Annotated in this window: 26 protein-coding genes and 1 tRNA gene; 3 read left to right on the top strand and 24 right to left on the bottom strand. The window is 66.0% G+C overall.

What is annotated here, in order from left to right; all coding sequences use genetic code 11:
• Positions 1-2: 2 nt before the first annotated feature.
• The 21 genes from JX613_RS06295 to JX613_RS06195 all read right to left on the bottom strand — a co-directional run bounded on the left by JX613_RS06295 (position 3) and on the right by JX613_RS06195 (position 18,402).
• Positions 3-755: a biotin--[acetyl-CoA-carboxylase] ligase gene (locus JX613_RS06295; RefSeq protein ID WP_207100716.1), complete on the bottom strand. Its 753-nt coding sequence runs from the start codon at positions 753-755 to the stop codon at positions 3-5.
• A 10-nt stretch (positions 756-765) separates the two neighbouring features.
• A complete protein-coding gene (gene nuoN / locus JX613_RS06290; RefSeq protein WP_207100615.1) occupies positions 766-2,268 on the bottom strand; it encodes an NADH-quinone oxidoreductase subunit NuoN in 1,503 nt (500 codons plus the stop codon).
• Positions 2,269-2,278: 10 nt separating this feature from the next.
• Positions 2,279-3,847, bottom strand: coding sequence for an NADH-quinone oxidoreductase subunit M (locus tag JX613_RS06285; protein WP_207100614.1), 1,569 nt, complete (start codon positions 3,845-3,847; stop codon positions 2,279-2,281).
• Position 3,848: 1 nt separating this feature from the next.
• A complete protein-coding gene (gene nuoL, locus JX613_RS06280) occupies positions 3,849-6,074 on the bottom strand; it encodes an NADH-quinone oxidoreductase subunit L (protein ID WP_207100613.1) in 2,226 nt (741 codons plus the stop codon).
• Positions 6,075-6,080: 6 nt separating this feature from the next.
• Complete coding sequence (nuoK, locus tag JX613_RS06275) at positions 6,081-6,386, bottom strand: NADH-quinone oxidoreductase subunit NuoK (RefSeq protein WP_207100612.1); 306 nt, start codon at positions 6,384-6,386, stop codon at positions 6,081-6,083.
• A gap of 58 nt (positions 6,387-6,444) precedes the next feature.
• Entirely contained in the window at positions 6,445-7,047 is a 603-nt protein-coding gene (locus JX613_RS06270; protein ID WP_207100611.1) for an NADH-quinone oxidoreductase subunit J, read from the bottom strand.
• Positions 7,044-7,457 carry a carboxymuconolactone decarboxylase family protein gene (locus tag JX613_RS06265; protein WP_207100610.1) on the bottom strand — a complete coding sequence of 138 codons (414 nt, stop codon included), beginning with the start codon at positions 7,455-7,457 and terminating at the stop codon, positions 7,044-7,046. Before JX613_RS06265 ends, JX613_RS06270 begins: the two co-directional genes overlap by 4 nt.
• Positions 7,454-7,945, bottom strand: a complete 492-nt coding sequence (gene nuoI / locus JX613_RS06260; RefSeq protein WP_207100609.1) for an NADH-quinone oxidoreductase subunit NuoI — start codon at positions 7,943-7,945, stop codon at positions 7,454-7,456. Before nuoI ends, JX613_RS06265 begins: the two co-directional genes overlap by 4 nt.
• Positions 7,945-8,130 (bottom strand): hypothetical protein, encoded by a 186-nt coding sequence (locus JX613_RS06255; RefSeq protein WP_207100608.1) that lies wholly within the window; start codon positions 8,128-8,130, stop codon positions 7,945-7,947. The genes nuoI and JX613_RS06255 overlap by 1 nt, the downstream gene beginning before the upstream one ends.
• Before the next feature lie 3 nt (positions 8,131-8,133).
• Positions 8,134-9,165, bottom strand: a complete 1,032-nt coding sequence (nuoH, locus tag JX613_RS06250) for an NADH-quinone oxidoreductase subunit NuoH (protein WP_207100607.1) — start codon at positions 9,163-9,165, stop codon at positions 8,134-8,136.
• A 16-nt stretch (positions 9,166-9,181) separates the two neighbouring features.
• Positions 9,182-9,949, bottom strand: coding sequence for a hypothetical protein (locus JX613_RS06245; RefSeq protein WP_207100606.1), 768 nt, complete (start codon positions 9,947-9,949; stop codon positions 9,182-9,184).
• Between the two features lie 5 nt (positions 9,950-9,954).
• Positions 9,955-11,973 carry an NADH-quinone oxidoreductase subunit NuoG gene (gene nuoG / locus JX613_RS06240; RefSeq protein ID WP_207100605.1) on the bottom strand — a complete coding sequence of 673 codons (2,019 nt, stop codon included), beginning with the start codon at positions 11,971-11,973 and terminating at the stop codon, positions 9,955-9,957.
• A gap of 11 nt (positions 11,974-11,984) precedes the next feature.
• A complete protein-coding gene (locus tag JX613_RS06235; RefSeq protein WP_207100604.1) occupies positions 11,985-12,407 on the bottom strand; it encodes a DUF5333 domain-containing protein in 423 nt (140 codons plus the stop codon).
• A complete protein-coding gene (nuoF, locus tag JX613_RS06230) occupies positions 12,404-13,699 on the bottom strand; it encodes an NADH-quinone oxidoreductase subunit NuoF (protein ID WP_207100603.1) in 1,296 nt (431 codons plus the stop codon). Before nuoF ends, JX613_RS06235 begins: the two co-directional genes overlap by 4 nt.
• A gap of 27 nt (positions 13,700-13,726) precedes the next feature.
• A complete protein-coding gene (locus JX613_RS06225) occupies positions 13,727-13,942 on the bottom strand; it encodes a DUF5337 domain-containing protein (protein WP_207100602.1) in 216 nt (71 codons plus the stop codon).
• 16 nt (positions 13,943-13,958) lie between these two features.
• Positions 13,959-14,876 (bottom strand): NADH-quinone oxidoreductase subunit NuoE, encoded by a 918-nt coding sequence (nuoE, locus tag JX613_RS06220; protein ID WP_207100601.1) that lies wholly within the window; start codon positions 14,874-14,876, stop codon positions 13,959-13,961.
• Positions 14,876-16,114: an NADH-quinone oxidoreductase subunit D gene (locus tag JX613_RS06215; protein WP_207100600.1), complete on the bottom strand. Its 1,239-nt coding sequence runs from the start codon at positions 16,112-16,114 to the stop codon at positions 14,876-14,878. The genes nuoE and JX613_RS06215 overlap by 1 nt, the downstream gene beginning before the upstream one ends.
• 4 nt (positions 16,115-16,118) lie before the next feature.
• Positions 16,119-16,736 (bottom strand): NADH-quinone oxidoreductase subunit C, encoded by a 618-nt coding sequence (locus JX613_RS06210; RefSeq protein WP_207100599.1) that lies wholly within the window; start codon positions 16,734-16,736, stop codon positions 16,119-16,121.
• Positions 16,737-16,739: 3 nt separating this feature from the next.
• Positions 16,740-17,273: a NuoB/complex I 20 kDa subunit family protein gene (locus tag JX613_RS06205; RefSeq protein ID WP_154763566.1), complete on the bottom strand. Its 534-nt coding sequence runs from the start codon at positions 17,271-17,273 to the stop codon at positions 16,740-16,742.
• Complete coding sequence (locus tag JX613_RS06200) at positions 17,264-17,629, bottom strand: NADH-quinone oxidoreductase subunit A (RefSeq protein ID WP_207100598.1); 366 nt, start codon at positions 17,627-17,629, stop codon at positions 17,264-17,266. The genes JX613_RS06205 and JX613_RS06200 overlap by 10 nt, the downstream gene beginning before the upstream one ends.
• Positions 17,630-17,934: 305 nt before the next feature.
• Positions 17,935-18,402 carry a hypothetical protein gene (locus tag JX613_RS06195; protein WP_207100597.1) on the bottom strand — a complete coding sequence of 156 codons (468 nt, stop codon included), beginning with the start codon at positions 18,400-18,402 and terminating at the stop codon, positions 17,935-17,937.
• Between the two features lie 200 nt (positions 18,403-18,602).
• On the opposite strand from JX613_RS06195, the gene lipA reads away from it, so the two are divergent.
• A complete protein-coding gene (gene lipA / locus JX613_RS06190; RefSeq protein WP_207100596.1) occupies positions 18,603-19,559 on the top strand; it encodes a lipoyl synthase in 957 nt (318 codons plus the stop codon).
• Between the two features lie 44 nt (positions 19,560-19,603).
• Positions 19,604-19,687, top strand: a tRNA-Leu gene (locus tag JX613_RS06185).
• A gap of 54 nt (positions 19,688-19,741) precedes the next feature.
• Here JX613_RS06185 and JX613_RS06180 read toward each other — a convergent pair.
• Entirely contained in the window at positions 19,742-20,488 is a 747-nt protein-coding gene (locus JX613_RS06180) for a TerC family protein (protein ID WP_207100595.1), read from the bottom strand.
• Between the two features lie 136 nt (positions 20,489-20,624).
• Entirely contained in the window at positions 20,625-21,530 is a 906-nt protein-coding gene (locus JX613_RS06175; RefSeq protein ID WP_207100594.1) for a hydrogen peroxide-inducible genes activator, read from the bottom strand.
• A 94-nt stretch (positions 21,531-21,624) separates the two neighbouring features.
• Between JX613_RS06175 and JX613_RS06170 the strand changes: the two genes are divergently transcribed.
• Positions 21,625-23,106, top strand: a complete 1,482-nt coding sequence (locus tag JX613_RS06170; RefSeq protein WP_207100593.1) for a catalase — start codon at positions 21,625-21,627, stop codon at positions 23,104-23,106.
• 85 nt (positions 23,107-23,191) lie between these two features.
• Here JX613_RS06170 and JX613_RS06165 read toward each other — a convergent pair whose 3' ends face one another.
• Positions 23,192-24,337 carry a DUF6456 domain-containing protein gene (locus JX613_RS06165; protein WP_419538816.1) on the bottom strand — a complete coding sequence of 382 codons (1,146 nt, stop codon included), beginning with the start codon at positions 24,335-24,337 and terminating at the stop codon, positions 23,192-23,194.
• Between the last annotated feature and the right edge of the window lie 61 nt (positions 24,338-24,398).

Raw genomic sequence — 24,398 nt, 5'->3', positions numbered from 1 at the left:
GGTCAGGGCCTGGCGAAATAGACATCGGCGGCGGGGATCGCCTGGCGCCCACGCGGCCCGGTCAGGATCAGCGCGCCGGTCTCGTCGATGCCGTCGAAGCGGCCGGTCGTCTCGGTCGTGCCGGTGCGGGCGGTGATCACCTCGCCCAGCATGGCGGCGCGGGCCAGCCAGGCCGCGCGGATCGGGGCAAAGCCGAAATCGCGCATCTGCCGGTGCCAGGCATCGAAGGCCACGGCCAGCGCGGGCAGGAAATCGTCGGGGGTGATGGTCAGGCCGGTTTCGCCCTGCAGGCTGACCGGGCGCATCGCGCCGGGTTCAACGGCATCGGGCGCCGCGGCCAGGTTGACGCCGATGCCGATGACCAGCGCCTGGATCGCCCCGCCGGACCCCACGCTTTCCAGCAGGATCCCCGACAGCTTTCCGCCGTTCAGCAGCACGTCGTTCGGCCATTTCAGCGCGACGTTCAACTGCGGTCCGCATAGCTGGCGCAGCGCGTCGTAAACGGCAAGGGCCGCGACAAAGGACAACCGCGCGGCATCCGCCGGGCCGCCTTCGGGGCGCAGGACCAGCGAGGCCGCGAAGTTGCCGGGCGGATCGGACCATGCCCTGCCCCGGCGGCCGCGGCCCGCCGTCTGGCGGCGGGCCATGATCCAGGTCGGGCCGGACAGGCCGGGCGCCAGGCGCATCGCCTCGGCATTGGTGCTGTCAACATGGTCCAGGACGTGGCGCGCCACGCCCCGGGGCCAGGGTGCCAGCAGGCCGCCGTTACTCAACGGCCGGGGCCTCGCCGGGGACATCGGGAAGCAGCGCGGCCTCGGCGGGCACGACGGTGCTGACCAGCGATTCAGCCGCCCGCGCCGCCGCGCCGTCCACGCCCCACATCGACACCGCGCCGACCACCAGCAGCGCCGCCGGAACGATCAGCGCCAGGTATTGCACCGCGCCCATGCGGCTTTCGACGCCTTCGTTCTCGGCCCCGAACCACATGTAATAGACGATGCGCAGATAGTAGAAGGCGCCGATGACGGACGCGATCACGCCCAGCACCGCCAGCCAGGACATGCCCGCCTGCACCGCCGCCGTCAGCACGCCGTATTTGGCGAAGAATCCCAGGAAGGGCGGCACGCCCGCCAGGCTGAACATCAGGAACAGCACGGCAAAGCCCTTGACGGGTTCCGCTTGGGCAAAGCGGTTCAGGCTGTCCAGGTCGGTGATCGGGCGGCCATCACGCTCCATCGACAGGATGAAGGCGAAGGAACCCACGTTCATCACCGCATAGATCGCCATGTAGAGCAGCATCGACTGCACGCCGAAGGCCGTTCCCGCCGCCAGCCCGACCAGGGCAAAGCCCATGTGGGCGATCGAGGAATAGGCCATCAGCCGCTTGATGTTGCGCTGCCCGATCCCGGCGACCGAGCCGAGGAACATCGACATGGCCGCAAGCGCCGCGATGATCTGGCCCCAATCGCCCGGCACGTTGCCGAAGGCGTCGAACATCAGCCGCGCGATCAGCGCCATGGCCGCGACCTTGGGCGCGGTGGCGAAGAAGGCCGTCACCGGCGTCGGCGCGCCTTCGTAAACGTCGGGCGTCCACATGTGGAAGGGCACGGCCGAGACCTTGAAGGCCAGCCCCACCAGCAGGAACACCAGCCCGAACAGCAGGCCTACGGACAGTTGCCCGCCCACGACCGTCTGCACGATCCCCGCAAAGCTGGTCGTGCCCGAGAAGCCATAGACCAGGGACGCGCCGTAAAGCAGCATCCCGGACGACAGCGACCCAAGGACGAAATACTTCAGCCCCGCCTCGGACGACTTCACGCTGTCGCGGCGCATGGCGGCGGCGACATAGAGCGCCAGCGATTGCAGTTCCAGCCCCATGTACAGCATCAGCAGGTCGCTGGCCGAGACCATCAGCATCATGCCGATGGAGGCCAGGGCGATCAGGATCGGAAACTCGAACCGCATCAGCTTGTGGCGGTCCATGTATTCCGCACTCATCGCCAGGACGGCGGCGGCGGAAACCAGGATCGTGACCTTGGCGAAGCGGGCGAAGGCGTCGTCGGTGAACATGCCGAAGAACGCGATCTGCTGCGGGCGGTCCGCAAAGCCCACGTAAAGGCCCACCACCAGCAGCGCGGCGACCGTGGCCCACAGGATCGGACGCGCGATGGCGTCCTTGCCGAAATAGGCCCCGGCCATCAGCGCCACCAGGGCATAGATCGCCAGCACAAGTTCCGGCAGGATGGTCGAGAAATCGAGCGCGGTCATCGTGCGTCCCTCAATGGCTGGCAGGGGCCGTGTCCGCCTGGGCGGTCACGGCCAGCCCGTCGCGCGCCTCGTGCGGCAGGGCCTCGTGATAGTTGACCAGCAGCGCCTGGACGGCGGGGCCGGTGATGTCGGTGACGGCGCGCGGATAAACGCCCAGATACAGCGTCATGGCGATCAGCGGCACGAAGACCCATTTTTCGCGCGGGGTCATGTCGGTGATGGTGCGCAGGCTTTCCCGGACCAGCGCGCCCAGCGTCACGCGGCGGTACAGCCACAGCGCATAGCCCGCCGACAGGATCACCCCGGTCGCCGCCACGAAGGCCACCCAGGTGTTGGCCTTGAAGGTGCCCATCAGCGTCAGGAACTCGCCCACGAAGCCCGAGGTGCCGGGCAGGCCGACGTTCGCCATGGTAAAGAACAGGAACACCAGCGCATAGACCGGCATCCGGTTCACCAGCCCGCCATAGGCGTCGATCTCGCGCGTGTGCATTCGGTCATAGATCACGCCCACCAGCAAAAACAGCGCGCCCGAAATGAAGCCGTGCGACAGCATCTGGAAGATCGCCCCGTCCAGCCCCTGCTGGTTCGCGGCAAAGACGCCCATCGTGACGTAACCCATGTGCGCGACCGAAGAATAGGCGATCAGCTTCTTCATGTCGGTCTGCGCCAGCGCCACCAGGGACGTATAGACGATGGCGATGGCCGACATCCAGAAGACCAGCGGTTGCAGCATGTCGCTGGCGACCGGGAACATCGGCAGGCTGAAGCGCAGGAAGCCGTATCCGCCCATCTTCAGCAGCACGGCGGCCAGCACCACGGATCCGGCGGTCGGCGCCTGGACGTGCGCGTCGGGCAGCCAGGTATGGACCGGCCACATCGGCATCTTGACCGCGAAGCTGGCGAAGAAGGCCAGGAACAGCAGCGTCTGCATCCCGCCCACGACGGTGATGCCCAGCACCCGCATGGTGTCCGACGGAAAGTCGAATTGCAGCATCTGCGCGATGTCGGTGGTCCCGGAGATGCGGATCATCGCGATCATCGCGACCAGCATCAGGACCGACCCCAAGAAGGTGTAAAGGAAGAACTTGAACGTCGCATAGATGCGGTTCGCGCCGCCCCAGATGCCGATGATCAGGAACATCGGGATCAGCCCTGCCTCGAAGAACAGGTAGAACAGGATCAGGTCCAGCGCCGTGAAGACGCCGATCATCAGCCCCTCCAGCACCAGGAAGGCGATCATGTATTCCTTGACGCGGGTCTTCACGTCCCAGGTGGACAGGATCGTCAGCGGCATCAGGAAGGTCGTCAGCATCACGAACAGGACCGAGATGCCGTCCACGCCCATCTTGTAGCGCAGGCCCATGATCCAGGGGTGATCCTCGACGAACTGGAAGCCGGTATCGGCCGGATCGAAGCCCGCCAGCACGAAAAGCGAGATCAGGAAGGTGGCGCTGGTCGCGATCAGCGCCAGCCACTTGGCATTGCGCTGCGCGGCCTCGTCCTCGCCCCGCAGGAACAGCGCGAGGATCCCCGCCGCCACGATGGGCAGGAAGGTGATGATCGAAAGAAGGTTCGTCATGTCAGTGCGCGCCCCGCATCATCACCCAGATCAGCAAGCCCACGATGCCCAGGACCATCGCAAAGGCGTAGTGGAACAGATAGCCCGACTGCACGCGACCGGCGAAGCGCGTCAGGCGCGGGATGATTCCCATGGCCACCCCGTTGATGGCGCCGTCGATAACCGCTCCGTCACCGCCCGTCCACAGGGTGCGGCCGATCCACAGCGCGGGACGCACGAAGATGAAGTGATAGATCTCGTCGAAATACCACTTGTTCAGCAGGAACTGGTACAGCGCCGGCTGCTGCGCGGCCAGCTTCGCGGGCGCGTTGGGATAGCGGATATACATCAGCCAGGACAGGCCAAGCCCGATCAGCATCGCGACGAAGGGCGACAGCTTGACCCAGGTCGGGACCGAATGGGCGTCGTGCATGACATGGTTGTCGCTGCGCATGAAGATCGCGCCCTGTTCGAACCCGGCAGGCGTGGCGTGGCCCTCGGCTTCCTCGGCCGGGTCGCTGGCGGCACCGGCTGCGGCATGGGTCGCGGCGCCCGCAGGCCCGCCATGCGGCGCCTCGGCCACCGCGCCGTCCAGCGCCTCGCCATGGCCGCCCTCGGCCTGCTCATGGGCTACTTCGGGCAGCCCGAAGAACCGCTGCACGTTGTCGCCGAAGAAGCTTCCATACCAGATCATGCCCGCGAAGATCGCGCCCAGGGCCAGGACGGCCAGCGGCACGGTCATCACCGGCGGGCTTTCATGGGCATGGTGATGCGCGTGCAAGGGGTCGTGGTGCCCATGATCGTCATGGCCGTGGCCGTGGCCGGGAACGGGCTGGACCTCCTCCTCGGCCTTGATCCCGGCGTCCCAGACCTTTTGCGGACGCGGCGCGCCCCAGAAGGTCAGGAACATCAGCCGCCAGCTGTAGAAGCTGGTCATCAGCGCCGCGATCACCAGCAGCCAGAAGGCATAGCCCACGCCCGAGGCATAGGCGCTTTCGATCACGGCGTCCTTGGACAGGAAGCCCGCAAAGCCGATATGCGTCCCCGGGATGCCGACGCCAGTGATGGCCAGCGTGCCGATCAGCATGGCGGCAAAGGTATAGGGCACCTTCTTGCGCAAGCCCCCATAGTTCCGCATGTCCTGTTCGTGGTGCATCGCGTGGATCACGGACCCGGCGCCCAGGAACAGCATGGCCTTGAAGAAGGCGTGCGTGAACAGGTGGAACATGGCGACCGAATAGACGCCCACGCCCGCCGCCACGAACATGTAGCCCAGCTGCGAACAGGTCGAATAGGCGATCACGCGCTTGATGTCGTTCTGCACCAGGCCCACGGTCGCGGCGAAGAACGCGGTCGAGGCGCCGATGATCGTCACGAACATCTTGGCCTCGGGCGCGAACTCGAACAGTGGCGACATGCGGCAGACCAGGAAGACGCCCGCCGTCACCATGGTCGCGGCGTGAATCAGCGCCGACACGGGGGTCGGGCCTTCCATCGCGTCGGGCAGCCAGGTGTGCAGGAACAGCTGCGCCGACTTGCCCATGGCGCCAATGAACAGCAGCACCGCCAGCAGGTTCGCGGCGTTCCAGCCGGTCCACAGGAAATGGACCTGCGCATTCGCCAGTTCGTCCACCTGGGCGAAGATCGCGTCGAACTGGATGGACCCCGTCATCCACCACAGCCCGAAGATCCCCAGCAGGAAGCCGAAGTCGCCGACCCGGTTGACGATGAAGGCCTTCATCGCGGCGGCGTTGGCCGAGGGCTTGCGGTAATAAAAGCCGATCAGCAGGTAGGAGGCGACGCCCACGCCCTCCCATCCGAAGAACATTTGCAGCAGGTTGTCCGCCGTCACCAGCATCAGCATGGCGAAGGTGAAGAACGAGAGATAGGCGAAGAAGCGCGCCTTGTAATGTTCGTGATGCGTCCAGTTGTCGTCATGGGCCATGTAGCCCATCGAATACAGGTGGACGAGCGCCGACACCGTGGTCACGACGATCAGCATGATCGCCGTCAGGCGGTCCAGGCGGATGGCCCACTGGCTGCTGAAATCGCCCGACACGATCCAGTCCATGACCGGGATGTGCTGCGTCTGGCCGTCAAAGCCCAGGAAGACGATCCAGGAAAACAGCGCGGCCGCGAACAGGATGCCCGTGGTCAGCAGCATCGCGGCCCTTTCGCCGATGATGCGCCAGCCGAAGCCCGCGATCAGGGCGCCCAGAAGGGGCGCGAACAGGATGAATTGCGCCATGGCCCCTTACCCCTTCATCACGTTGACGTCTTCGACCTGGATGGTGCCGCGGTTGCGGAAGAACACCACCAGGATCGCCAGGCCGATGGCGGCCTCGGCCGCGGCGACGGTCAGGATGAACATGGTGAACACCTGCCCCGCCAGGTCGCCCAGATGGGCCGAGAAGGCGACGAAGTTGATGTTGACCGACAAGAGGATCAGTTCGATCGACATCAGGATGACGATGACGTTCTTGCGGTTCACGAAGATGCCGAAAACCCCGGCGACGAACAGGATCGCCCCCACGACAAGGTAATGTGTCAATCCGATCATCGTCTTTCGTCCCTCCGGGTCGTTTGCCCGTTCAATATCCGTCGGCGGTTCAGGGGGCTTACAGGCCCTGCCCCGGCTTCACGTCGCGCAGTTCCATGGTCTTGGCGGGGTCGCGCCACATCTGTTCCAGCACGTCCTGGCGCTTGATGTCGCGGCGGTGGCGCATGGTCAGGGTGATGGCGCCGATCATCGCGACCAGCAGGATCAGGCCCGCGACCTGGAACGGCAGCAGATAGCGGTCATAGAGCACCGTGCCGATCAGGTTCGTGTTCTGCGCCTCGTGCGTGAAGGGCGCGGTCCGCAGCCCTTCGGCCGCGATGCTGCTTTCCCAACCCCCGAAGGCAATGGCCAGTTGCGCCAGCAGCACGATGGCGATCAGCCCCGCCAGCGGCAGGTAACGCGCGAATTCACCCTTGAGCTGGGCGAAATCCACGTCCAGCATCATCACCACGAACAGGAACAGCACCGCCACCGCGCCGACATAGACGATCACCAGCAGCATCGCCACGAACTCGGCCCCTTGCAGGACGAACAGCCCGGCCGAGGCGATGAAGGCCAGAATCAGCCACAGCACCGAATGGACGGGGTTCCTGGACAGCACCACCATGAAGCCCGCCAGGCAGACCGAGATGGCGAACAGATAAAAGGCGAAGGTGATCATTCGGCCTGTTTCCCTTCATGTTCGGTAAAGACGCCCTGGGCGATTTCCAGCGCCTTCTGCATGGCCGGGATGCCGCCGAACATCCCCATCTGATAGATAACCTCGGCCACCTCGCGGGCGGTGGCGCCCGCCTCGATGGCGTGGCGGATGGTCAGGCGCAGTTGCGGTTCCGCGTGCGCCCCCTGAACAGTCAGCGCGGCGACCGTCACCAAGAGCCGGGTCTTGGCGTCCAGCCCGTCGCGGTTGAACGTGCGCCCGAACCACATTTCCAGCATGTCCGCCGGCATGGTCGGGATCATCTTTTCAAAGGCGCGCGGATCGAATGTTTCCAGCGCAGGGTTGAAGGCCCGGGCCATTTCCTGCCCGGACTGCATCATCTGCTGGAACAGCTTGGTGAAGGCGTCGCTCATCTGTAGGGCGCGTCGATGGACAGGTTGCGGGCGATCTCGGCCTCCCAGCGGGCGCCGTTGTCCAGAAGCTTCTGCTTGTCGTAGAACAATTCCTCGCGCGTTTCGGTCGAGAACTCGAAGTTCGGCCCCTCGACGATGGCATCGACCGGGCAGGCTTCCTGGCAGAAGCCGCAATAGATGCACTTGGTCATGTCGATGTCATAGCGCGTCGTGCGGCGGCTGCCGTCCTCGCGCGGCTCGGAATCGATGGTGATCGCCTGGGCGGGGCAGATCGCCTCGCACAGCTTGCAGGCGATGCAGCGTTCCTCGCCGTTGGGATAGCGGCGCAAGGCGTGTTCGCCCCGGAAGCGCGGCGAGATCGGCCCCTTTTCATGGGGATAGTTGATCGTCGGCTTGGGCGCGAAGAAGTATTTCATCGCCACGCCGAAGCCCTTCAGGAAATCGACCATCAGGAAATACTTGGTGGCGCGGGTGATGTCGAAGGCCATCAGATTTCTTCCCCTTGCTTGGGCGCGGCGAAGCGGTCGAAGGCCGCCACGTATTCGCGCACCCTGGCGCCGTCACGAGACTGTTCGGCACTATCCAGATTGTTGGCCAGGAAATGCGCGAACTCGGCCTTGTCGGTCTCGGACGCATTCGCCAGCACTTCGGCGATCTTGTTGGAATAAGCCATGGATTACGCTCCTGCCCAGCGGGCCCAGAAGGAACCGAACACCTCGTAGCGCGCCAGGAAGGCGATCAGCACGACCCACCCCAGCGACAGCGGCAGGAACACCTTCCAGCCGATCCGCATCAGCTGGTCATAGCGGTACCGCGGCACCATGGCCTTGACCATGGCGAACATGAAGAACCAGAAGACCATCTTCAGGAACATCCAGATCGCGCCGTCGGGGATGCCGGGGATGGGCGACAGCCAGCCGCCGAAGAACAGCAGGCTGATCAGCGCGCACATCAGCCAGATGGCGATGTATTCGCCCGCCATGAACAGCAGATAAGGCGTGGACGAATATTCGACCATGAAGCCCGCGACCAGTTCCGACTCCGCCTCGGCCAGGTCGAAGGGCGGGCGGTTGGTCTCGGCCAGGGCCGACACGAAGAACAGCACCAGCATCGGGAAATGCGGCAGCCAGTACCAGGACAGAAGGCCCGCGCCCGACTGCGCGTGAACGATGGCCGAGATGTTCATCGAGCCGGTCGAGATGATGACGCCGATGATGATCAGGCCCAAGCTGACCTCGTAGCTGATCATCTGCGCCGCCGCCCGCAGCGAGGACAGGAACGGGTATTTCGAGTTCGAGGCCCAGCCACCCATGATCACGCCATACACCTCGAGCGAGGAGACGGCGAAGATGAACAGGATGCCCACGTTGATGTCGGCCATCACCCAGCCGGGCGCGAAGGGGATCGCGACAAAGGCCAGCAGCGCCAGGGTCATCGACAGGAAGGGCGCTAGGAAGAAGACGAACTTGTCCGACCCGGCGGGAATGACGATTTCCTTCAGAACGTATTTCAGCGCGTCGGCGAAGGTCTGCAGCAGGCCCCAGGGACCGACCACGTTCGGGCCGCGCCGCATCTGCACGGCAGCCCAGATCTTGCGGTCGCCATAGACCAGAAAGATCAGCGACAGCATCACGAAGGCGATCACCGCCAGGCCCTGCGCCAGAAGCAGGACCGTCATGCCCAGAGAGGATGCCCAGAAATCAGCCATGCCCGTCCCTATCCTGTTACGCGGCGGGAATGCCGCGCGCCTTGCATTCGCGCAAGGTGTCTTCCGTTTCCATCACCCGCAGACCCATCGGCTTTTCATCCGACAGCGTGAATGCGGCACCGATCATCAGCTTGCCGTCGCGCGTATCCTGCAGCGTGCGCACATGGCGGCCGTAGGGCCCGCCATTCTGCTTGGCCCAGCCTGCCAGCGCGCAGGTGGCATACGAGAAGGCGATGTCGGCGTCCACCCCCTCGCGCAAGTTCGCCGTCACCTCGACCAGATCGGACGACCTGCCCGGCGCCAGGGAAACGACCCGGGCCCCCAGGAAGTCCCGGGGGTCCACCTCGGTCCCCGCGGCCCAGGTGGGCAGCGCAGGCTGGGTGCGGGCGGCGAATTCCTCCAGCGCCTTGTCCTGCGCGGTCTGGCGCGGCGGCAGACCGGGGGCCACGCCTGCCCCCAGGTTCAGATCCAGGTTGGCGTTCAGCGCCATCAGGTCAGCCTCGGAGACCGCAAAGGCGTCCTGCCCCTCGGGGCTGTCCAGCGCCATGGTGGTGACGCTGCCGTCGGGCTCCAGGATCAGGATCTCGCCTGACTTGGTGGAAATGCGGGCCAGCGTCAGCGGCGCCTTTCCCTTGGCCGCGCCCGGGGTGGCGACCTTGGCGGTCATCGTCTCGGGCTTGGGCTTGGGCCGGCCTTCGCCCGCATCGTCCGCGCAGCCGGCCAGCATCGCAACCCCCGCAAGGGCTGCGATCAGGTGGCGGGGCTGGCAGGATGCGGGCCACATGTCCGTCACTCGGCCGCCAGCGAGGTTGCGTTGCGCGCGGCGGCCATCCGGGACAATTCGCCCATCAAGGGCGAGGACCGGGCGATCGGGTTCGTCAGGTAGAAATCCTTGACCGCATAGCGGAAGGACGCGCGGCCCAGATCCAGCCGGTCCAGCGGACGCCATTCGTTTTCCGGCACCTGGTCGATCATCGCCAGATGCGGCACGGCCTGAACCAGCGCGCGGCGCAGTTGCGTCAGGCTGTCCCAAGGCAGCGTCTGGCCCAGTTCGGCCGACAGCGCGCGCAGGATCGCCCAGTTCTCCTTGGCCTCGCCCGGCGCGAAGTTCGCACGCAGGGCGATCTGCGGACGGCCCTCGGTGTTCACGAACAGCCCGTTTTCCTCGGTATAGCAGGCGGCGGGCAGGATGATGTCGGCCCGATGCGCCCCGCGATCCCCGTGGCTGCCCTGATAGATCACGAAGGCGCCGGGGGCCACATCCACCTCGTCCGCGCCCAGGTTGTAGATCACCTCGGCCCCGTCGATGGCCGCAGCTAGACCTCCCTCGGTCACAGCGCCCACGTCCATCGCGCCCACGCGCGAGGCGGCGGTGTGCAGGACCAGCAGCTTGCAGTCGTCCAGTTCGCAGATGCGCATGGCGTTGGCCAGCACGGCTTCGCCATCCGCTTCGGTCAGGGCGCCCTGTCCCACGATCACGATGCCGGGCGTGCCCGCGGTGGATTTCAGGTCGTCCTTGGCCAGATGGGCCAGCGCCGCGCGGTCGCTGCCGTGGTGGTGATAGTCATAGGTCAGATCGACCGGATCCCCGATCAGCGCAATCTGCGCGCCATGCGCCCAGGCCTTGCGGATGCGGGCGTTCAGAACCGGCGCTTCGTCACGCGGGTTGGTGCCGATCAGCAAGATGCGTTTCGCGTGGTCGATATCGGCAATCGTCGCGTTGCCCACATAGGCGCCCCGATTGCCCGCAGGCAGGCGCGCGCCATCGGTGCGGCATTCGACATGGCCGCCCAGGCCTTCGACCAGTTGCTTCAGGCTGAAGGCCGCCTCGACCGGGGCCAGGTCGCCCACCAGCCCGGCGACCTTGCGGCCCTTCATCGCGGCGGCAGCGGCAGCCAGCGCCTCGGGCCAGGTCGCGGGGCGCAGCTTGCTGTTCTCGCGGAGATAGGGCTTGTCCAGCCGCTGGCGGCGCAACCCGTCCCAGACATAGCGGGTCTTGTCGCTGATCCACTCCTCGTTCACGTCGTCATGGTTGCGCGGCAGGATGCGCATGACCTCGCGGCCCTTCACGTCGATGCGGATGTTGCTGCCAAGCGCGTCCATCACGTCGACGCTTTCGGTCTTGCGCAATTCCCAAGGACGCGCCCGGAAGGCATAGGGGCGGCTGACCAGCGCGCCCACCGGGCACAGGTCCACGATGTTGCCCTGAAGGTTCGAGGCCAGCGTCTCGTTGAGATAGCTGGTGATCTCGCTGTCCTCGCCACGGCCGGTCTGGCCCATCTGGCTGATGCCCGCGACCTCGGTGGTGAAGCGCACGCAGCGGGTGCAGGAAATACAGCGGGTCATGTGGGTTTCGACCAGCGGGCCCAGGTTCAGCTCCTCGGCGGCGCGCTTCGGCTCTCGATAACGGCTGAAGTCCACGCCGTAAGCCATTGCCTGGTCTTGCAAATCGCACTCGCCGCCCTGGTCGCAGATCGGGCAGTCCAGCGGATGGTTGATCAGCAGGAACTCCATCACGCCCTCGCGGGCCTTCTTGACCATGGGGCTGTTGGTGCGAATTTCCGAGGGTGCGCCGTCCGGGCCGGGGCGCAGGTCTTTCACCTGCATCGCGCAGCTTGCCGCGGGCTTCGGGGGACCGCCCACAACCTCGACCAGGCACATCCGGCAGTTGCCCGCGATGGACAGCCGTTCATGATAGCAGAAGCGCGGGATCTCGATCCCGGCCAGTTCGCAGGCCTGGATCAGGGTCAGGTTGGGATCGACCGCGATTTCGGTCCCGTCGATCTTGATCGTGCGCAAATCGGCCATCGGTTTCTTCCTTACCTGGCAACCAGAAGCGATCCGGCGATCGTCTTCCGTTCTATCTCTTGCCGCCCCAGGCGGCAGAATGTCTCGGGCTGTCCGCTGACAACCCCGTTGGCGGTCATGTAGCGGTCGGCCTCGGCATAGATGCGACGGCGTTCTTCCTTGCTGTCCAGGAAGGCGTCGATCTGCGCCTCGCTATAGCCTTGGTCCAGCGCATAGCGTTTCAGCTTGCGCGCTTCGCCAAAGGCCCTGATGATCCGCGCGTCGAGCGTGGGACACCCCTTGCGCAGCACATCCGCCACCCGCGCCTGGACCAGGCTGTCGTTGATGTGCCGTTCCTGCGAAAGGGGCGGCAGGGCAAGGGCAGGCGCAGCCGCAAGGGACAGCGCCAGAAGCGCCGCCCTTGCCAAGCCGCGATATGCCGCCCCTGCCCTCATTCCGCGGCCATCGCCCCCATGCGTCCGGTGCGCTTGGCCTTGATGCGGTCCTCGATCTCCTCGCGGAAGTTGCGGATCAGGCCCTGGATCGGCCAGGCGGCGGCGTCGCCCAGGGCGCAGATGGTGTGGCCCTCGACCTGCTTGGTCACGTCGAACAGCATGTCGATTTCCTGGACCTCGGCATCGCCGCGCACCAGGCGTTCCATCACGCGCATCATCCAGCCGGTGCCTTCGCGGCAGGGCGTGCATTGCCCGCAGCTTTCGTGCTTGAAGAACTTGGACAGCCGCCAGATCGCCTTGATGATGTCGGTCTGCTGGTCCATCACGATCATGCAGGCGGTGCCGAAGGACGACCGCAACTCGCGCATCCCGTCATAGTCCATGACGGCGTTTTCGCACTGTTCCGCCGTCAGCACCGGACAGGACGCCCCGCCGGGGATCACCGCCTTGAGGTTCTTCCAGCCGCCGCGCACGCCGCCGCCATGCTTTTCGATCAGCTCGCGCATGGGGATCGACATGGCTTCCTCGACCACGCAGGGCGTGTTGAGGTGGCCGGTCAGGCCGAACAGCTTGACGCCCGCGTTGTTCGGGCGGCCAAAGCCCGCGAACCATTCCGGACCGCGCCGCAGGATGGTGGGCGTCACGGCGATGGATTCGACGTTGTTCACGGTGGTCGGGCAGCCGTAAAGACCCGCGCCCGCCGGGAAGGGCGGCTTCATGCGGGGCATGCCCTTCTTGCCTTCCAGCGATTCCAGCAGCGCCGTTTCCTCGCCGCAGATATAGGCCCCGCCGCCGTGGTGGACATAGATGTCGAAGTCCCAGCCGGACCCGGCGGCGTTCGCGCCCAGCAGCCCCGCGTCATAGCATTCGTCGATGGCGGCCTGCAGGGCTTCCTTCTCGCGGATGAACTCGCCCCGGATATAGATGTATGCCGCGTGCGCGCCCATGGCGAAGCTGGCGATCAGCGCGCCCTCGATCAGCGTGTGCGGATCGTGGCGCATGATCTCGCGGTCCTTGCAGGTCGCGGGTTCGGATTCGTCGGCGTTGATCACCAGATAGGACGGGCGGCCGTCGGATTCCTTGGGCATGAAGGACCACTTGAGGCCGGTCGGAAAGCCCGCGCCCCCGCGACCCCGCAGGCCCGATGCCTTGATCTGTTCCACGATCTTGTCGCGCCCGCGGGCGATGATCTCGGCCGTGCCGTCCCAATGGCCGCGCTTGCGCGCGCCGGCCAGGCTACGGTCGCCCATCCCGTAGAGGTTGGTAAAAATGCGATCCTGATCTTTCAGCATCCTGTCCTCAATCCTCTCATCCGGGCGTCAGGCCTTCCTGCGCCGCCAGATACGCCAGGTCACGATCAGCGACCAGACAAAAGCTCCGATGGCGGCCAGATCCGCCAGAAAGGCCCATTTCCCGGCCCAATCGTAATAGCCGCCAAGCGCCTGGACCAGCAGCCACAGGCACATGGCGACGGCGATCACCAGGGCCGCCAGGCGCATCTGGCCCGCGTCGCGATCCTTGCCCGTTCCGCGCATCGCCTGGGCCCCCTGCCTATCGGTCCGTCGTCTCGTCCTTCTGCTCCGCCTCCTCAAGGGCGCGGATGCCCGCAGGATTGCGGTCCGACACCGGGCGCGCAGCCGATCCGGCCTGGGCCTCCTGCTCGGTGATGCCGGAGGCATCCGCAGGCACGCCTTCCGAGGGGCGTGGTTCGCGCTCGGGCGCGGTATCGACCCCGCTGCGGTCGTCCACGGCGGCCGGGGGGGTGCGCAGCCACTTGGCGAGGATCGGAACCTCGGTCCCGTCAATGCGCTTCACGGTCTCGCCGATGTCGCGCGCAAGCGCCGCGCTGGCGTTCAGGCTGTCGCCCTGCCCCTTGAGGTCGGCCAGCGCGATGGGCCCGCCCAGCGGTTCGGACGAAAAGCGTCCGTTCTGCGGACCGGGCAGCGGCACCTGCCCGGCGGAAAAGGCGTCGATCAGGGCTTCCAGCTTTTCGGGCGTCAGATCCTCGTAGTAATCCTTGCCGATCTGGGCCATGGGCGCGTTGGTGCAGGCGCCCAGGCACTCGACCTCTTCCCAGCTGAACTTGCCGTCGGCGGACAGGGTGTGCGGCGTGGGCGCGATCTTGCGCTTGCAGACGGCGATCAGATCCTCGGCCCCGCAGATCATGCAGGTGGTGGTGCCGCAAATCTGGATATTCGCCACCGAACCAACGGGTTGCAACTGGAACATGAAGTAGAATGTCGCCACTTCCAGCGCCCGGATATAGGGCATTCCCAGCAGTTCGGCGCAGTATTCGATGGCGGGCCGCGACAGCCAGCCTTCCTGTTCCTGGGCGCGCCACAGGACCGGGATGATCGCCGATTGCTGGCGGCCTTCCGGGTACTTGGTCATCTGGACATGGGCCCAGTCCAGGTTGGCGGGCGTGAATGCGAAGCTGTCCGGCTGGACGGGCGAAAGACGGCGGAGCATCAGCGGTCAACCTCTCCGAACACGATGTCGAGCGTGGCGATCAGGGCGGGCACGTCGGCAAGCAGGTGCCCCTTGGCCAGCCAGTCCATGGATTGAAGATGCCCGAAGCCCGGCGCGCGCAGCTTTGCGCGATAAGGCTTGTTCGTCCCGTCGCTGACCAGATAGACGCCGAACTCGCCCTTTGGGGCCTCGACGGCGGCATAAACCTCGCCCGCGGGGACGCGGAAGCCTTCGGTGTAAAGCTTGAAGTGGTGGATCAGGCTTTCCATGTCGCGCTTCATGTCGCCGCGCCGGGGGGGCGTCAGCTTGCCGCGCGCCAGCACGTCGCCCGCAGGCTCGGCCCGCAGCTTCTGGACGGCCTGCTTCATGATGTGGGTCGATTCGCGCATTTCCTGCATGCGGATCAGGAAACGGTCATAGCTGTCGCCATTGCGGCCGACCGGGATCTTGAAGTCGAATTCGTCATAGCATTCATAGGGCTGCGACCGGCGCAAGTCCCAGGCCAGGCCCGAGGCGCGGGCCATCACGCCCGAATAGCCCCAGTCCAGCGCGCCCTGTTCATCGACGATGCCGATGCCGACCAGGCGCTGCTTGAAGATCCGGTTTTCGGTCAGCAGGGTGTCCAGGTCGTCCAGAACCTTGGGGAACTGTTCGCACCAGGCCTCGATGTCGTCCAGCAGCTCGGGGGGCAGATCCTGATGCACCCCGCCCGGGCGGAAATAGGCCGCATGGAGCCGCGCGCCCGAGGCCCGTTCATAGAAGATCATCAGCTGCTCGCGCGCCTCGAACCCCCACAGCGGCGGGGTCAGGGCGCCCACGTCCATGGCCCCCGTGGTGACGCCCAGCAGGTGGTTCAGGATGCGGCCGATTTCCGAATACAGGACGCGGATCAGGCTGGCCCGGCGCGGCACCACGGTGCCCGTCAGACGCTCGATCGCCAGGCACCAGACATGTTCCTGGTTCATGGGCGAGACATAGTCCAGCCGGTCGAAATACGGCAGGTTCTGCAGGTAGGTCCGGCTTTCCATCAGCTTTTCGGTGCCGCGGTGCAGCAGGCCGATATGGGGGTCGGCGCGTTCCACGACCTCGCCGTCCAGTTCCAGCACCATGCGCAGGACGCCATGCGCCGCCGGGTGCTGGGGACCGAAGTTGATGTTGAAGTTGCGGATCTTCTGCTCGCCCACCAGGGTGTCAGCCGATCCGTCGTCATAGGCATTGATGCGGATATCGCCGTCCATGGCCTTACCCCTTGGTCTTTTCGTCGCCGGGCAGCACGTATTTCGCGCCTTCCCACGGCGAAAGGAAGTCGAACTGGCGGTATTCCTGCGTCAGGCGCACGGGTTCATAGACCACGCGCTTGTCGGATTCGTCATAGCGGACCTCGACATAGCCGGTGGTCGGGAAGTCCTTGCGCAGGGGAAAGCCGCTGAAGCCGTAATCGGTCAGGATGCGCCGCAGGTCCGGGTGCCCCGAGAACAGGATCCCGAACATGTCGAAGACCTCGCGTTCCAGCCAGTTGGCGCAGGGATAGATGGACACGATCGAGGGCGCGATCTCGTCCTCGCGCAGCGCGACCTTGATGCGGATGCGGTGGTTCTGGTGCATCGACAGCAGGTGCCAGACCAGGTCGAACCGCTGCGGGCGTTCGGGATGATCGACGGCGGTGATGTCGATCAGCGTCGAAAAGCGGCAGGAACTGTCGCTGCGCAGGAACTCGATCAGGTCCACGATGCCGGACAGCGTCGAGGTCACGGTCAGCTCGCCAAAGGCGACGGTCGCGTCCAGCACCTGGTCGGCGCAGCGCAGCTTGAGGTGTTCGGCCAGTTGGTCCAGCGCGTCGATGTCGGGATAGACAGCCATGGCTTACCTCACCAGCGTGCCGGTGCGCCGGATCCGGCGCTGGAGTTGCAGGATGCCATAGAGCAGCGCCTCGGCCGTGGGGGGGCAGCCGGGGACATAGATGTCCACGGGCACGATCCGGTCCACGCCGCGCACCACGGAATAGCTGTAGTGGTAATAGCCGCCCCCGTTGGCGCAGCTGCCCATGCTGATGACATAGCGCGGTTCGGGCATCTGGTCGTAAACCTTGCGCACCGCCGGGGCCATCTTGTTGGTCACGGTGCCCGCCACGATCATCAGGTCCGACTGGCGCGGGGAGGCGCGCGGCGCGGTGCCAAAGCGTTCCACGTCATAGCGCGGCATCGAGGTATGCATCATCTCGACCGCGCAGCAGGCCAGGCCGAAGGTCATCCAGTGCAGGCTGCCGTTGCGCGCCCAGTTGATGATGTCCTCGGTCGTGGTCAGCAGGAAGCCCTTGTCCTGCAACTCGCGGTTCAGGGTGGCGGTCGCGACCTCGCGGTCGGGACCGGCGGTATTCGCTCCGGTCATCACGCCCATTCAAGCGCCCCTTTCTTCCATTCATAGGCAAAGCCCACGGTCAGCACGCCCAGGAACACCATCATCGACCAGAAGGCCACGTCCGACAGGCCCGCGAAGCTGACCGCCCAGGGAAACAGGAAGGCCACTTCCAGGTCGAAGATGATGAACAGGATCGACACCAGATAGAAGCGCACGTCGAACTTCATCCGCGCGTCGTCGAAGGCGTTGAAGCCGCACTCGTAGGCGCTGACCTTTTCAGGATCGGGGTTGCGCACGGCAACCACCACGGCGGCGAGGATCAGGACCAGCGCCAATGCAGATGCCATCCCCGCGAAGACGAGGATCGGCAGATAGTCCTGCAGCAGAGTTTCCACGGGCAAGTTCCCCTTGTCGGCCGCGGAAAAGCTGTGGCTGCCCGCGACGGGTTAGCTAGCCGCCCGTTTAGACCTGCGGGCCAGCGGGGTCAACGGGCGGCTGATGGCGGATGGCAGGCACATCGTGCGCGTTGCCTTTGCGCCCATATGTCCATCCGGGGCCCCGTCTTCCAGATGCGCTTGCCGGTTTGCCGGAATGACTGCCGTAACGTCACGATCCCTGCGGCAGGACGGGGTGACGCCCCCCCCAAATGCAAGGAAGGCAGCCCGGGGGCTGCCTTCGATCGCTGCACCTGGCCGGTGGATTACATCCCGGCCGCCTGGCAATCGGCCAGGGTGATGATCTCCATGTTGATCCTGCCCGAGAACTGGTCGGCATCCTGGTTGCCTTCCAGGCCGGTCGTGGCGGTCGCCGAGTTGTCGCTGGCGGTCGCCGCCGCAGCGGGGTTGGGCGAGTCGTCGTCCTGGTTGCCCTCGTTGCCGGTGGTCGGCTGGGCTGCGTCCATGGTGCCGGCATCGGCCACAGGGCCCCCCGCCTCGGACACCGAGTCGTCATCGGCATTGCCCGAATTGCCGGCATCCCCGCCCGAGGCGGTCGCGCCCGGGGCCTGGTCATTCGACCCCATGGCCAGGGTCCGGCAATGTTCGGCCACGGCAGCCATGTCCGCCTCGGTAATCTCCTGCGTGCCGACCATGGTCTGGGCAAAGGCTGCCGGAGCAAGGCCAAGAACGGCGGCCAGGGCAAGCGGGGCGGTAAGGGTCTTGATCTTCATCGCAATCCTCCATTTGTGGCGTTCAGGCATTGAATTACCGGACCAACACCCAGACGGCAGGCTTGTTCCGTGGCCTGGTCACACAAGAATGTTGCGCAAGGCGCGGGAACCGCCTGCCGGGCCATGGCATTGCATGGCCCCCATGCGTTGCGCTTGGCCCCGGGACGGGTTATTTCTGGCCGAACCGCGACCGAAAGGACATGGCCTTGCGCGATCTTCGGATTCCCGACCAGCGACACCCGGAAAAGGCCCACCGGCCCGACCAGGCCCAACCCAAGAAGCCCGCCTGGATCCGCGTGAAGGCCCCCACATCGGACGGCTACAAGCGCACCCGCGACATCATGAAGGACAACCGCCTGTCCACGGTGTGCGAGGAAGCGGGCTGCCCCAACGTGGGCGAATGCTGGTCCCAGGGCCACGCCACCATGATGATCATGGGCGAGATCTGCACGCGCGGCTGCACCTTCTGCAACGTCGCCACCGGCAAGCCCAATGCGCTTGACGTGTTCGAGCCGGGCCGCGTCGCCCATGCGGTCCAGAAGCTGGGGCTGAAGCATGTCGTCATCACATCCGTCGACCGCGACGACCTGGACGACGGCGGGGCGGATCACTTCGCCCAGACGATCCGCGCCATCCGCCACCGCAGCCCCGATTCGACCATCGAGGTGCTGGTCCCCGATTTCCTGAAGTCGAAGCCCGGCTCGGTCGAGATCGTGGTCGAGGCGCGGCCCGATGTCTTCAACCACAACCTGGAAACGGTGCCCGCGCTGTATCCGACCGTCCGCCCCGGCGCGCGCTATTTCCATTCGCTGCGGCTGTTGCAGAAGGTCAAGGAACTGGACCCGGCGATGTTCACCAAGTCCGGCATCATGGTGGGGTTGGGCGAGGATCGGGGCAGCGTGTTGCAGGTGATGGACGACATGCGCGCCGCCGACATCGACTTCATGACCATCGGCCAATACCTGCAACCGACGCCCAAGCATCACCGCGTGGACCGCTTCGTCACGCCCGAGGAATTCGCGGGCTATGAAAAGGCCGCCTATGGCAAGGGCTTCCTGATGGTGTCCGCCACGCCGCTGACGCGGTCGTCCTATCACGCGGGCGACGACTTTGCCCGGCTGCGCGCCGCGCGCTTGCAGAAACTGGGCCGCGCCTGACCTCTTGCAAAAGCCCGCGTCCCGGCATAATCGGAACGCGGAAGGCCCGAGTGACGGAATGGTAGACGTAGCGGATTCAAAATCCGCCGCCGCAAGGCATGTCGGTTCGAGTCCGACCTCGGGTACCAGCCTTTTCCCAAAGACCGAAAGGACAAGGGCCGCGTAACGCGGCCCCTTTCGTTTTAACGCAGCGCGCCCTGCTTGCGCAGCCGGGCATTGCGCGCCCACATGTTCAGCCCCTCGACAATGGCGGAAAAGGCCATCGCGGCATAGACATAGCCCTTGGGCACATGGACGCCGAAGCCCTCGGCGATCAGGGTGGTGCCGATCAGCAGCAGGAAGGACAGCGCCAGCATCACGATGGTGGGGTTCTTGCCGATGAAGGCCGCCAGCGGGTTCGCCGCCAGCAGCATCACCGTGACGGCGGTCACGACGGCGACCACCATGATTTCCACATGCGGGGTCATGCCCACGGCGGTGATGATGCTGTCGATGGAAAACACCAGGTCCAGGATCAGGATCTGCACGATGGCGCTGCCGAAGCTGACGCCCGCGACGCCCACGATCGTGTCCTCGTGGTCGGTCGGATCGACGTGGTGGTGGATTTCCTTGGTGGCCTTCCAGACCAGGAACAGGCCCCCCGCGATCAGGATCATGTCCTTCCAGGACAGCTCGTTCCCCAGGATCGTCAAGACCGGCTGCGTCAGCTGCACGATCCAGGCGATGGTGGCCAGCAGGCCAAGCCTCAGGATCAGCGCCAGGCCGATGCCCACCCGGCGCGCCTTTTCCCGCTGCCCTTCCGGCAGCTTGTTCGACAGGATCGAGATGAACAGCAGGTTGTCGATGCCCAGCACGACCTCCATCACGACAAGGGTGCCAAGGGCGACCCATGCCTCGGGTTGCTGCATAAGGGCGATGATGTCCTGCATGGAGATATCCTGTCAAAAGGGCTGTCGGCCAGAAAAGTCATTCTGCCCCTGCCGGTTCCGTTCTTTCCGCAATGCGTCATCAGCGCCCGGATGAGAAGACGAAAAAGCCACAGGGACCGGCCCGGGCGCCTGGTCGCTATCCGGCCATGACCCGTTCCCCCGCCTCGGCCAGCACCGCCGCCAGGTCGTCGAACCACCCCCCGGCGGGGGTCGAGGCGCGGCGCAGCAGCAGCACGTCGCGGCAGGGTTGGGGGTCGGGAAACTCGACCACCGACAGGCCGGGCGCCGCCGCGCGTTCAAGGCGCAGGGCAAGCTGCGGCAGGAAGGTCAGGCCCATGCCCTGTGCGGCCAGGCGGCACAGGGTGGACAGCGAGGCCGCCCCCAGGTCCAGCCGCGCGCCACGGCGGCCCAGGCCGCAAACCTCCAGCGCCTGGTCGCCCAGGCAATGCCCCTCGTCCAGCAGCAGCAGCTGGCCAGGGTCAAGGTCGCGCGGCTCGGGGCGCGACCGGCCCAGGCGGGCGATGCGGTCCTGGCTGCCCGCCAGCAGGAAGCGGTCGGTGAACAGCGGCACCGCCACCAGGTCGGCGCTGTCGGGGGGCGTCGCCACGACCGCCACGTCCAGCCGCCCCAGGGAAAGCTCCTCGACCAGGCGGTCGGTCTGCGCCTCGCGCAGGTGCAGGTCGCGCGTCAGGTCGCGGGCGCGCAGGATCGGCAGCGCCTCGGGCAGAAGATAGGGCGCGACCGTGGGGATCATCCCCAGCATCAGCCGCCCGCCCTGCCCCGGCAAGCGCATCCCCTGTTCCAGCCCGGCCATCGCGGCCATGACCTGCCGGGCATGGGCCTCGAAGGCGCGGCCCTGCGGCGTCAGCATCACGCCCGAGGGCGTGCGTTCCACCAGCTGGCTGCCCACCTCGTCCTCCAGCGCGCGGATCTGCATGGACAGGGCCGGTTGGGTCACATGCATCACCTCGGCCGCGCGGGTGAAATGCCCCTGCTGCGCCAGGGCCAGGAAATAGCGCAACTGCCGCAGGGTGATGTTCATAAGCGAGCCTTATCGAAGCAATCGAAATTTCCGATTTCTTTTTATTCATCCGCTCTGCCAGAAGCAACCCAACCACCGACAAGGAGAGCCGGACATGAGCCAGGACACCCCCCGTCCCCGGATGACCACCACGGCAGGCGCGCCCATCGCCTCGAACCAGCACAGCGAGACGGCGGGCGACCGCGGCCCGGTGCTGATGCAGGACTACCAGCTTCTGGAAAAGCTGGCCCACCAGAACCGCGAGCGGATCCCGGAACGCGTGGTTCACGCCAAAGGCTGGGGCGCCTTCGGCACCTTCACCGTGACCCATGACATCACGCAGTATAGCTGCGCATCCATCTTTGGCGCGGTGGGCAAGACCACCCCGATGCTGGCGCGGTTTTCCACCGTGGCGGGCGAGATGGGCGCGGCCGATCACGAACGCGACGTGCGGGGATTCGCGCTGAAGTTCTATACCGACGAAGGCAACTGGGATCTGGTGGGCAACAACACGCCCGTGTTCTTTGTCCGCGACCCGCTGAAGTTCCCGGACTTCATCCACACGCAGAAACGCCACCCGCGCACCAACCTGCGCAGCGCCACCGCCATGTGGGATTTCTGGGGCCAGGTGCCCGAATCGCTGCACCAGGTGACGATCCTGATGTCCGACCGGGGCCTGCCGCAGGATCCGACCTTCATGGACGGCTTCGGCAGCCACACCTATTCCTTCTGGAACAAGGACGGCGAACGCTTCTGGGTCAAGTTCCATTTCAAGACGCAGCAGGGCCACCGTTACTACACCAACGGCGAGGCCGCCGAGATCATCGGCCACACCCGCGAGGGCTATCAGGAGGCGCTGTTCGGCAAGATCGAACGCGGCGAGTTCCCGCGCTGGACCATGTATGTCCAGATCATGCCCGAACTGGACGCGGAAAAGACGCCCTATGACCCGTTCGACCTGACCAAGGTCTGGCCGCATGGGGATTACCCGCTGATCGAGGTCGGCGAGTTCGAGCTGAACCGCAACGCCGACAACTATTTCGCGCAGATCGAGCAGGCGGCCTTCAGCCCGTCGAACAAGGTGCGCGGCATCGGCTACAGCCCCGACAAGATGCTGCAGGCCCGCGTCTTCAGCTATGCCGACGCGCATCGTTACCGGCTGGGGACGCATTACGAACACCTGCCGGTGAACGCGCCGAAATGCCCGGTCCATCATTACCACAAGGACGGGCAGATGAACTTCTTCGGGCAGGTGACGGGCAGCACGGACGCCTATTACGAGCCGAACAGCCGGGGCGGCGCGGCCGAGGATCCCTCCTTTGCCGAACCGCCGCTGCGCCTGTCGGGCGTGGCCGCGCGCCAGCCGCACCGCCAGTTGATCGACGATTACGAACAGCCCCGCGCGCTGCATGACCGCGTGCTGAACGACGAAGAACGCGCGCGGCTTTACAAGAACATCGCCGCCGCCATGGAAGGCGCGGACGAGGACGTGATCGAACGCGCGCTGGTCCATTTCGACCGGATCAGCCCGGCCTATGGCGCGGGGATCCGGGCGGCGCGGGCGGAAAAGGCGGGCCGGGCCATCGCGGCCGAGTGATCTGTTTGTCGCGTAACCAGTTCCCTGTCACCCGGTAACCAGTGACCTGTTGCGGAAAGGGGCGCCCCAAGGCGCCCCTTTTTCCTTACCCGATCAGGCGCGATCCGCTGCCATAGGTTTCCTGGTAATGGCGTTCCAGCCGCATCAGGGCCAGGCGCAGCACGATCTTGCCCGACCGGGCCGACCAGCCCAGGCGGCGTTCGGTCAGCTCGATCCCCTCCAGGAAGCAGCAGACGCGCAGCACGATGTCGCCCATGCCCGGCCCCAGGTCGCGCAGCGCCATCGCCACCCGGTCGCGCGCCGATTCCGATCCGCCGCGATACCCCCCGCCGCTGCGGGACACGTCGATGCCCGAGGTCATGAAGCCCGCCCAGTTCTGCGTGACGCGCGGCCCCATCTGCGCCAGCTCGAAATCCTCGCGCAGGCGTTCGCCCGCCGCGACCATGCCGGGCGACAGGAAGGGCTTGCCTGCCCCGTCGCGCCGCCGCGCCAGCAGCAGCAGCGGGCTTTCGGCGATGTTGACGCGGACACGGCGGCGGCGGCGATCCTCGGGGTCTTCAAGGACGCGGCTTTCCCAGACGCGGTGCTGGTCGGCATGGTCGAAACCGGCGGGCGCCTCGGCCATGCCCATCGTGTCGTCGGGCACGGGGCTTGCGTCGGTGAACTCGGCCGGCCCGGGCACCGCCTGGCGCTGGCGCGGCGATTGCAGCATGTCGCGCAGCGCGTCGCGCCCGGCGGGGGCGATGGCGTAACGCTGCACCCGCCCCGGCAGCCCTGCGGGCACGACCCAGCCCTTCAGCGCCATCAGTTCGGCGATCCAGCGTTCCAGGACGGCGGTGCGGATGTCGTCGCGGCTGATGATGGCCTTGTCCATGCCCTCGGCCGTGACCAGCACCGCGCCCGGTTCGGCCAGGCGGCGCAGCAGCCGCATGGCCTGGCGGTTGTCCAGCTTGCGGGGGCGGTCCGCGCTCTCGGCCAGGGCGCCATCGACCAGGGGATCGTCGCGCCGCGCCTCGAACCGGCGGATGCGGCGCAGGATGGTCGAGGCGTGGCAGCCCTCGGACCGGGCCAGGGCGCGGATCGACTGCCCTTCCTCGACATGGCGCAGGTAAAGGCGCGCATCGTCGGGCAGGTCGTCAGGGGGGGTGGGGGCGGTCCCGGTCGGCGAACGGTGCTCCGCGGCAAGGCTGGGGAAGGCGAAATCTGGAGTGAACCCCTTGGGCTGGACCACAGGACCCTGAAAAACTGATACGCTGGACGGGCCTTGATCGGAGAAGGCCCATGACATCACG

This window comes from Paracoccus shandongensis, assembly GCF_017315735.1.
GTDB lineage: Bacteria > Pseudomonadota > Alphaproteobacteria > Rhodobacterales > Rhodobacteraceae > Paracoccus > Paracoccus shandongensis.
The sequence above is the reverse complement of the archived record's forward strand: the minus strand, read 5'-3'. Positions and strand labels throughout refer to the sequence as shown.